We start from the raw sequence: 8,918 nt of genomic DNA on the forward strand, positions 1-8,918 counted from the left end.
GATTTACCTCGTGGCTTCTGTGGGGGCGGATTCGGTGGCGGGGTCTGCACGGGCAGGTTCTGTGGGGAGAGGGTCGTCGCTGGCCGGGTAATCAATGACGTGGCAGAGCGCGTCCAGCGTGCCGTCGGAGAGCTGCTGGATAACGTCGGGCAGCTCGGCGAGGCAGGACGAGCCGGTGAGGAACACGTCGAACCCGGGATCGCTCAGCAGCGAGACGGCGAGCCGGAGCCGGTCGGCGTTGGTGCGCCGGTGGCGGCGCGCTCGGGCCACCACCCCGACCTGGCTGGCGCGGATGGACAGCCTGCGGGCGTGGAAGTCCTCCCCCAGCGGCACGGAGACTTTGCGGTCGGCATACCAGGACATTTCGATGACGTCGCCGTCGTCGCCCGCGAGCTGCAGGGCCCGCTCCAGGCCAGCGTCCGACGCGGAGCAGTGGATCACGATGTCGCAGTCCGGCAGGGCCTCGTCCGGGTGGCTGAAGTCGATGCCCAGGGTTGCGGCGAACGCCCGCTTGGCCGGGTCGACGTCGATCAGCTGCAGCCGTCCGAGCGGGAACGAGGCCAGGAGCTTGGCCACCATGCCGCCGACGAGGCCGGCGCCGATCACCGCGACGCGGTCGCCGAGGCGGGGCCCGGCCTCCCAGATCCCGTTGACCGCGGTCTCGACGGTGCCGGTCAGCACGGCGCGGCGGGCGGGGACATCATCCGGAACCATGGTCAGTTTCTCGACCGGCACGACGTAGCGGTCCTGGTGCGGGTACAGGCAGAAAACAGTTCTGCCCAGCCATTCAGCCGGGCCGTCCTCGACGACGCCGACGGAAAGGTAGCCGAACTTCACCGGGGACGGGAAGGAACCCTCCTGGTTCGGGGCGGCCATCTTCTCGGCCACGCATTGCGGGACGCGGGCGTTGTGCACGACGAGTTCGGTGCCTTTGCTGATGCCAGAGAACAGGGTTCGGACGAGCGCTTCGCCGGGGCCGGGGACGGGGAGGTCCTCGCCCCGGAGCTCCCCCGTCCCGGGGCCGACGGTCCAGTATGCGGTGGCTGTGCCGTGCTGTGCGGGCTGTTGGTCTGAATTAGTCATGTTGCTGACGAATCTAGTCCCCTGCCCCTGCGCGGGGAAGTCTCGGCAATCCGGGCGCGCCGCGGTTCCCGGCCTGCCGGGGCGGTGTTCGCGGGCCGTCGGGGGGCCGTTTTGTGGATGAGTGCTTAGCTCCGGTAGCCTAGTCAGGTTGGTGACGTGTCCGAGCGGCCGAAGGTGCAACACTCGAAATGTTGTTTGGTGAAAGCCAACGTGGGTTCAAATCCCACCGTCACCGCGAATGAGAAAGGCCCTGCTTCCCTTGTAAACAAAGGGAAGCGGGGCCTTTTGCTTTGTCTGAAAGGTACTCGTTGGCAAAGATTTTGGCAAAACTCTTCTATGGCGTGCTGGCACGTCCGCCAACCGTGCGCTTCAGCCCCGACGTCGAATCCTTGGTTCTATGGGGGTCCGATGGCCTGCAGTGGACTGTGGCGCCAGTTGAAGCGCTTGCTTGGTGGACGACGGGGCGACTCTCGCCGGCTTCGGTCTGCGTACGAACGAGGAGCGAACCGGCGGGCGGGTGCTGCACAGGGTGGAACTTACGCTGAAGCTATCCAAAGAATGCCGCGTAACCTGACCGTCCGCTAAGTTAGCCCAAAAGTGCTGCCCTGATGATCCGTCACCCGGGAAATTTCGGTACGACTGCGAGGGTAATTACCATGACGGCCATTCCGGCACTTGACGTCGGTCCTGCAGCCCGCAGCAGGCCCGGCGCAATGGGGGGCCGCACCAGGCCTGCGGCGCGGGCAGGCGCCGGTTACTACTCAGCCACGTCTGCCGTAGCAGTATCAATCTATGCCAGACACCTCCGAAAAACCTTGAACGGCATTGGCTGGTCTCCTGCTCGCCGGCTACGGCCCGGACGGGTTGGGATTCCGCGGGTCGCAGCATCTACCTCGAGGGTGCTACTGATTCACCCCCGGGCACTTTTGGGGCAGCGGCCGGAAGATCGGCTGCGCGTGCCTGCAGGAGCGTCGTCAGGTGTTCAACCTGTGCCGAGAGCCGGCGGAGTTCCTCTCGGATCGGCTCTTCCGCGGAGTCGATTTCCACTGCGGTTTCTTCCGCGACCGACTGCACCATCCAGGAAGCGACAGAAGCCGTAACAACGCCCAGGACTGCGACGCCGCCGATCATGAGGCCAGCGGCTACACACCGGCCCAGCACTGTCACCGGGTAACGGTCCCCGTACCCCACCGTTGTTATGGTGGTCATGGCCCACCAGACGGCATCCCCAAACGTGGTCAGATTCGAACCGGGAGCATTCTTTTCGGCGTCGAGGACCGCTAGTGCACCGGCGTAGATCAACAGCGCCGCTGAGCCAAGCACGAAGACCAGCACCCTGCCGCGCAGGGCATTTCCTCCGACACGGTGGACCACCCGCAGGAGACTGACCAAACGCAGCAGCCGCAAAGGCCGCAGTGCTGGAAGGGCGACTATGGCTAATTCGTGGAGGTTTCGGACGAACCAGAGTCCGCGGTTCGGAGCCAGGACGAGGTTCATCACGTAATCCCCAACGAACGCTAGCCAGGTCGTCCAGATCAGAAATTCGACAACAGCGAAGTCCGTGTTGGAAATGACCTGGACGGAGTAGGCGGCAAGGAAAAGCACAGCCGCTATCACCAACGGCCACTCGGAGCGCTTTCGCCATGTTTGTTGCGTCATGGCTGCAGTCTAGGGCAGGCCCAGCACGGGCCTGCGGTCTTGCGCTGACCTGTTGTGCGGACCGGAAGGCCTGTTGCCCTCCTACCCCGCATGGCCCCGTACCTGCCTGTTGGTCAGCGTTTTCCTCGAAATGGCGCCGGGCGCCCTGGTCCAGGCTGCTGACCCCGTTGTATCTGATGCGCGGCCCCGGTGGACCCGCTTGAACGGTGATTGCATCATTGCCGCCGATGACGGTATGCGGGGGCTCGCAGATCAGTATCACGGAATCAGTGTGGGATATTGCAGAGTATCTACGTTGCCCGGAACAACTCCGCGGGATCCGCGGCGGCAACCGCCTGCCAGGATCCATTCCCGCGCTAAACGGGATGACGCAGCATGGTGCTAAGCTTACTTAGTTTCTCTTTTTGTCTAGAAAAGGGCGGAGAGCGGAAACGAAGAACGCCACCCCGTCAGCCCATCGCGGCTGGCGGGGTTTCGTTGCGTCAGAGCCCATTGGCGGTCCCGTCCGGCCGGAATATTCCTGGAGCCAGCCCTGGCGGAATCCGACTTGATCGGAACACCGATAAGGTCTCTCCCCAGAAAGACGGCCGGGCCAAACGCCAGTCAGACGAAACGGCCTGGCGCTGGCGGGCAGTTCGCCCCAGTTTGACCTGAAAATGCCGCCCTACCGGGGTTGATGCAGCCGCGCTATTCATATTCCGTGCCCGCGTCAGGGATATTCGCGTCAACGGCTACCCGGCCGGGCTCACCACGTCCTCCAGCACCGACCGGTCGAAAAATCGGATCTCCCCGGTTTCTGGAAAGAACACGGGAACGACGGATGTGCTCGGGTCTTTGGAGGTTTCGTAGATTTCCGGCGCACCGCCGTGCCTGCGGGCAATGGTTCCGACCAGGTCCGTGCCGCGGACTTTGACGGTCCGGTATTTGTAGCTCACTTGGGCTCCTTTGGTGACGTGGGACACAGCCTACTCCCCGCTGTCCAGCCCGTGCCGGGCGCTCGGCGGGTGCGTCATGGAAGAACGAGCAGCCCGCACTGGTGCACAATGCGTTCATGACCAATGACGCTCCCCGCCCGGTCTACTTCCTTTCGGACAGTACGGGCATCACCGCAGAAACGCTCGGCAACACCCTGCTGACGCAATTCCCCGCGACCGAATTTGACCGCATCACAATCCCCTTCATCACCACCGCCGACCAGGCCCGGGCCGTCGTCAAGGTAATCGACCACCGTGCCGCCACCGGCCTGCAGCCGATCGTCTTCTCCACCGCCGTCGGCAGCGACATCCGCCAGACCCTGGACACCTGCAACGGGATCATCGTGGACCTCATCGGGACCCACGTCGGGCTGTTGGAAAGGGCGCTGGGAACCGAGGCCAGCGGAGAACCGGGCAGGGCCCACGGCCTGGGCAACGCCGCCCGCTACCAGTCCCGGATGGCCGCCGTCGAATACGCCATGGAGCACGACGACGGCCAGAGTCTGCGCGCGCTCGAAAAGGCCCAGGTCATCCTGGTGGCCCCGTCCCGCTGCGGCAAGACCCCCACCACCATGTACCTGGCGCTGCAGCACGGCATCTTCGCCGCTAACTTCCCGCTGGTGGACGAGGACTTTGAACGCGAAGGGCTCCCCAGGCCGCTGCGGCCGTTCGTTTCAAAGTGTTTCGGCCTCACCACCAATCCCCTGCGCCTGAGCCAGGTCCGCACGGAACGCCGCCGGGGCTCGCCCTACGCGTCGCTGCGGCAGTGCGGCTTTGAGCTGCGCAGCGCCGAGCAGCTGTACGTGTCCCACGGGATTCCCTACCTCAATTCGGCCAGCGTCTCCGTGGAGGAAATGGCAGCCACCATCCTCCTGAAGATGAACCTCAAGCATTAGGTCTGAGGGGTTCACAAGTGTTGCGTGGACCACATCATGTGGAAACACCGGCCTGGACCTGTCACTGTGGACAGGACTTGCGCCCATCAACCGGCGATCGCCCCACGCGGGGCAGCGATACCCCATGCCACCATCTGCGAAGGAGCAGCAACCATGACGACAGACATCCTGTGGTTCTCAGAACTCGGTCTCAAGGACCTGGACCGGGTGGGCGGCAAAAACGCCTCCCTCGGCGAGATGGTGCAGAACCTGACTTCTGCCGGCGTCCAGGTGCCTGACGGCTTCGCCACGACAGCCGACGCCTACCGCACCTTCCTCGCCGACTCCGGCCTGGACCAGAAGGTCGCCGACCGGCTGGTCGGCCTGGACACCGACGACGTCACGGCCCTCGCGGCCGCTGGCAAGGAGATCCGCGCGCTGATGCGCGAGACCCCTTTCCTGCCCGACTTTGAAGCGCAGATCCGCGCCTCCTACCAGACGCTGGTGGACAAGCACGGCGGCTCCGAGGACCTCTCCTGGGCCGTCCGCTCCAGCGCGACGGCGGAGGATCTCCCCGATGCCTCCTTCGCCGGGCAGCAGGAAACCTTCCTGAACGTCCGCGGGATCGAGAACATCCTGGTGGCCATCAAGGACGTCTTCGCGTCCCTCTACAACGACCGGGCCATCGCCTACCGGGTGCACCACAAGTTCGAGCACGCCGAAGTGGCACTCTCGGCGGGCGTCCAGCGCATGGTCCGTTCCGACGTCGGCGCCTCCGGCGTTATGTTCACCATGGACACCGAATCCGGGTTCCAGGACGCCGTCTTCGTCACTTCCTCCTACGGCCTCGGCGAGGCCGTCGTCCAGGGCGCCGTCAACCCGGACGAGTTCTACGTCTACAAGCCCGCCCTGGAGGCCGGCCGCCCGGCCATCCTCAAGCGCGGACTCGGCGAAAAAGCCCTCCAGATGACCTACACGAGCAACCGCGAAATCGGCCACACCATCGACTTCGTGCCCGTCGAGGCGTCCCTCCGGAACCGCTTCAGCCTCACGGACGACGACGTCGAGCAGCTCGCCCGCCACGCCGTCGCCATCGAGAACCATTACGGACGCCCGATGGACATCGAATGGGGCAAGGACGGGATCGACGGCGGCCTGTACATTCTGCAGGCACGCCCGGAAACCGTGCAGTCCCGCAGGACCTCCGGCAGCCTGAGCCGCTTCCGCCTCGACGGAACCGGCCGGGTCCTGGTCGAGGGCCGCGCCATCGGCCAGCGCATCGGCGCCGGCAAGGTCCGCATCCTCACCTCCATTGACCAGATGGCCGCCTTCAAGACCGGGGACGTCCTCGTCGCGGACATGACCGACCCCGACTGGGAACCGATCATGAAGCGCGCCTCCGCCATCGTGACCAACCGCGGCGGACGCACCTGCCACGCGGCGATCATCGCCCGGGAACTGGGCATTCCCGCCGTCGTCGGCACCGGCGCCGCCACCGACGTACTCTCCGACGGACTCGAGGTGACCGTCTCCTGCGCCGACGGCGAAACCGGCGTCATCTACGAGGGCATCCTGGACTTCAGCGTCGAGGAAACCGAAATCACCCAGCTGCCCGAGGCCCCGGTGAAGGTCATGATGAACGTCGGCACCCCCGAGCAGGCCTTCACGTTCGCGCAGCTGCCCAACCACGGCGTGGGCCTGGCCCGGCTGGAATTCATCATCAACCGGCAGATCGGCATCCACCCCAAGGCGCTGCTGAACCTGGACGAGCAGCCGGACGACGTCATCGCGGAAATCCGGGAACGGATCGCCGCCTACGCCAGCCCGCGCGACTACTACATCAAACGCCTGGCCGAAGGCGTGGCGACCATCGCCGCGGCGTTCGCTCCGGAGCCGGTGATTGTGCGGATGTCCGATTTCAAGTCCAACGAGTACGCCAACCTCCTCGGAGGGCCCGCCTACGAGCCGCACGAAGAGAACCCGATGCTCGGCTTCCGCGGCGCCTCCCGGTACCTGGAGCCGTCCTTCCGGGACTGCTTCGACCTGGAGTGCGAGGCCCTGTCCTTCGTCCGCAACGAGATGGGCCTGACCAACGTCAAGCTGATGATCCCGTTCGTGCGCACCCTGGACGAGGCCAGCGGCGTCATCGACCTGCTTGCCGAGAACGGACTGCGCCGCGGCGAAAACGGCCTTGAGGTCATCATGATGTGCGAGCTGCCGTCCAACGCGCTGCTGGCCGACGAGTTCCTGGACTACTTCGACGGCTTCTCCATCGGCTCCAATGACATGACCCAGCTGACCCTGGGCCTGGACCGTGACTCTGCCATCGTCGCGGCCGGCTTCGACGAGCGAAACCTGGCCGTCAAGAAGCTCCTGAGCATGGCCATCAAGGCGTGCAAGGCGCGCGGCAAGTACGTGGGCATCTGCGGCCAGGGGCCCAGCGACCACCCGGACTTCGCCCAATGGCTGGTCGAGGAAGGCATCGACTCCGTCTCGCTGAACCCCGACACCGTTGTGGACACCTGGATCCGGCTCGCCGGCGCAGCCGCCAGCACCGGCGCGGCCGCCAGCTGACGCGGTCACCACGCACCCCCGGTTGACGCGCTGAACTGACACCGCGTCGGCACAAAGAGACACCCCGGTCCTCGGACCGGGGTGTCTCTTTGTGCCGCGCGGCCGGGCCGCCGGAATCCCGGAACACGCTGGACGGCTGCACAAGACGGAGCCGGCGGCGCCGTCAATTGGTCCATTGAGCGGCGGGCCCCGCGCACGGTTAGCTAAGATCCATCAGCGTTCCGCCCCAATGACGTTCAGGACACCACGTGACTTTGCAGCAGGATCGGGCCAACGGCGCCCCCGGACTTTGGCCCGACATACGAACCGGCGACCGTCTTGAGGACCTCCCGGCCGACGCACCTTGCCCGGACGACTGCCACTTCTGCTCGGGTCCCGAAACCGACTGACGCGGACCGGGCACCGGCGGACAGCTGCCGTCCTCCGGCATCCTGCTGGCCCTGCTGGCCCTGACCGGGCCGGCTCCGTTCCCGGCGGGTATCGACAGCCCGCTCGCGGCGTCGGGGCTGGATTCCGGACTGTCCCTGCTGATGCTGGCCGGCCTGGCCCTCGCAACGCTGCTCTGCGCCTTCCTCCTCGCCCGGGGCGAGTCGGCCCTGTGGGCCCTGACTGCCTGGCTCCGCCCGCTGCTCCGGCTCCCAGCCGCGGTGACGCCCGGCGCCTTCGCGGTGCCGGAAGCCACCGGCTGGCAGACGGAGTCGGTGCCGCTGCCGCGGCGGAACCTCCGGCGCGACTGCCGCCGCGGGCCGCCCGCCGCCGTCGTCTATTCCTGACTCTTTTCCCGGCCGCGGCCGCGCCTGTGCCCTGACCTCCTGTGCCCGCACCTCGCACCCGGACCCTCCGCCTCGCCGCCGAGCCACCCTCCCCACTTTTGTGCGCCCGCCGCTGGGCAGCGCATGCCTGAAAGGCACCCCTTTGACAACTGCATCCACTTCAGTCCTGCGCCGCACCCTCACCGCCACAGCTGTGGCCGGCAGCACCGCGGCCCTGGTGCTCGCCGGGATTTCCAGCGCCTCGGCGCATGTCGGTGTCACCCCGGACAAGACCACTGCGAACTCCTACGCCCTGCTGACCTTCGGGATCCCGCACGGCTGCGAGAAATCCGGCACCACCAAGGTGACCATCACCCTCCTGGTCCCAGCTCCCGGCCGAGGGACAGGATCCGCACGCCCTCAAGGCACCGGCGCCGTCCGTGACGGTCACGGCTGCCGCTGCCGCTGACGGGCGCGCAGCCCATGCCGCCGGCGCTTCGGACACCACCCCGAGACAGTCCAGGCCGCTGCGGTGAACGACCACGGCGCCCAGGCCCGCAGCTGGGCGGGTATGGTGGCCGGCGTCGGCGGCGGCCCTGGCCCGTAGCCGGAGCAACACGCCGGCTCCGGCCCGGGCTTCGGCACCGGGCTCCGCACCCAAGGAGTAGCTGACCCTGGTTGATGCCCGGAAATCACAATCCGGGCATCAATCGGGTGCCGCCGTCGTTGCATCGTTGACTCAGGCCACATCGGGCACGAAGGTGGTGTCATGACGGCTCAGCGAATCAACAACACACTGGCATTTACGACGGCAGCAGCCGCGGCAGCGCTCTTCCTTGCCGGCTGCGGCGCCGGCACGCCGCAGTCCCAGGCGTCCAGCACCCCGGCGACCTCCCCCGCCAGCTCCGCAAGCGAGCCCGCCTCCTCCGGTGCGGCCGCCGGCCCCGGCACCGCAACTCCCGCGCCTGCCGCGCCCGCGCCTGCGGCGCCCGCGCCTGCGC

The 8,918-nt window shown here is 66.6% G+C and carries 7 protein-coding genes, 1 tRNA gene and 1 pseudogene; 6 read left to right on the top strand and 3 right to left on the bottom strand.

What is annotated here, in order from left to right:
- Positions 1 to 3: 3 nt before the first annotated feature.
- Positions 4 to 1,083 (bottom strand): zinc-dependent alcohol dehydrogenase, encoded by a 1,080-nt coding sequence (locus ACZYZ3_RS19320; protein ID WP_463965406.1) that lies wholly within the window; start codon positions 1,081 to 1,083, stop codon positions 4 to 6.
- 150 nt (positions 1,084 to 1,233) lie between these two features.
- On the opposite strand from ACZYZ3_RS19320, the gene ACZYZ3_RS19325 reads away from it, so the two are divergent.
- A tRNA-Ser gene (locus ACZYZ3_RS19325) sits at positions 1,234 to 1,318 on the top strand.
- A 653-nt stretch (positions 1,319 to 1,971) separates the two neighbouring features.
- Here ACZYZ3_RS19325 and ACZYZ3_RS19330 read toward each other — a convergent pair.
- Both ACZYZ3_RS19330 and ACZYZ3_RS19335 read right to left on the bottom strand, forming a co-directional pair.
- Positions 1,972 to 2,742 carry a potassium channel family protein gene (locus tag ACZYZ3_RS19330; protein ID WP_463965407.1) on the bottom strand — a complete coding sequence of 257 codons (771 nt, stop codon included), beginning with the start codon at positions 2,740 to 2,742 and terminating at the stop codon, positions 1,972 to 1,974.
- Between the two features lie 731 nt (positions 2,743 to 3,473).
- Entirely contained in the window at positions 3,474 to 3,677 is a 204-nt protein-coding gene (locus ACZYZ3_RS19335; RefSeq protein ID WP_354172527.1) for a hypothetical protein, read from the bottom strand.
- Between the two features lie 116 nt (positions 3,678 to 3,793).
- Here ACZYZ3_RS19335 and ACZYZ3_RS19340 point away from each other — a divergent pair, with 116 nt between their 5' ends.
- From ACZYZ3_RS19340 to ACZYZ3_RS19360, 5 genes and pseudogenes are all read left to right on the top strand, one after another.
- Positions 3,794 to 4,612, top strand: coding sequence for a pyruvate, water dikinase regulatory protein (locus ACZYZ3_RS19340; protein ID WP_463965408.1), 819 nt, complete (start codon positions 3,794 to 3,796; stop codon positions 4,610 to 4,612).
- Positions 4,613 to 4,765: 153 nt separating this feature from the next.
- Positions 4,766 to 7,165, top strand: a complete 2,400-nt coding sequence (gene ppsA, locus ACZYZ3_RS19345) for a phosphoenolpyruvate synthase (RefSeq protein WP_463965409.1) — start codon at positions 4,766 to 4,768, stop codon at positions 7,163 to 7,165.
- A gap of 530 nt (positions 7,166 to 7,695) precedes the next feature.
- Positions 7,696 to 7,938: a hypothetical protein gene (locus ACZYZ3_RS19350; protein WP_463965410.1), complete on the top strand. Its 243-nt coding sequence runs from the start codon at positions 7,696 to 7,698 to the stop codon at positions 7,936 to 7,938.
- A 142-nt stretch (positions 7,939 to 8,080) separates the two neighbouring features.
- The gene (locus tag ACZYZ3_RS19355) at positions 8,081 to 8,386 is read left to right on the top strand and encodes a DUF1775 domain-containing protein (RefSeq protein WP_463965411.1); all 306 of its coding nucleotides are present in this window, start codon (positions 8,081 to 8,083) and stop codon (positions 8,384 to 8,386) included.
- A 300-nt stretch (positions 8,387 to 8,686) separates the two neighbouring features.
- Positions 8,687 to 8,918: pseudogene (locus ACZYZ3_RS19360) on the top strand (DUF4232 domain-containing protein); the annotation flags it as partial.

Source organism: Pseudarthrobacter linnaei (assembly GCF_055412825.1).

What these genes read in the sequence shown, in the direction of transcription:
- ppsA (WP_463965409.1), top strand. Translation starts at nt 4,766, where the DNA reads ATGACGACAGACATCCTGTGGTTCTCAGAACTCGGTCTCAAGGACCTG.
- ACZYZ3_RS19350 (WP_463965410.1), top strand. Translation starts at nt 7,696, where the DNA reads ATGCTGGCCGGCCTGGCCCTCGCAACGCTGCTCTGCGCCTTCCTCCTC.
- ACZYZ3_RS19340 (WP_463965408.1), top strand. Translation starts at nt 3,794, where the DNA reads ATGACCAATGACGCTCCCCGCCCGGTCTACTTCCTTTCGGACAGTACG.
- ACZYZ3_RS19330 (WP_463965407.1), bottom strand. Translation starts at nt 2,742, where the DNA reads ATGACGCAACAAACATGGCGAAAGCGCTCCGAGTGGCCGTTGGTGATA.
- ACZYZ3_RS19320 (WP_463965406.1), bottom strand. Translation starts at nt 1,083, where the DNA reads ATGACTAATTCAGACCAACAGCCCGCACAGCACGGCACAGCCACCGCA.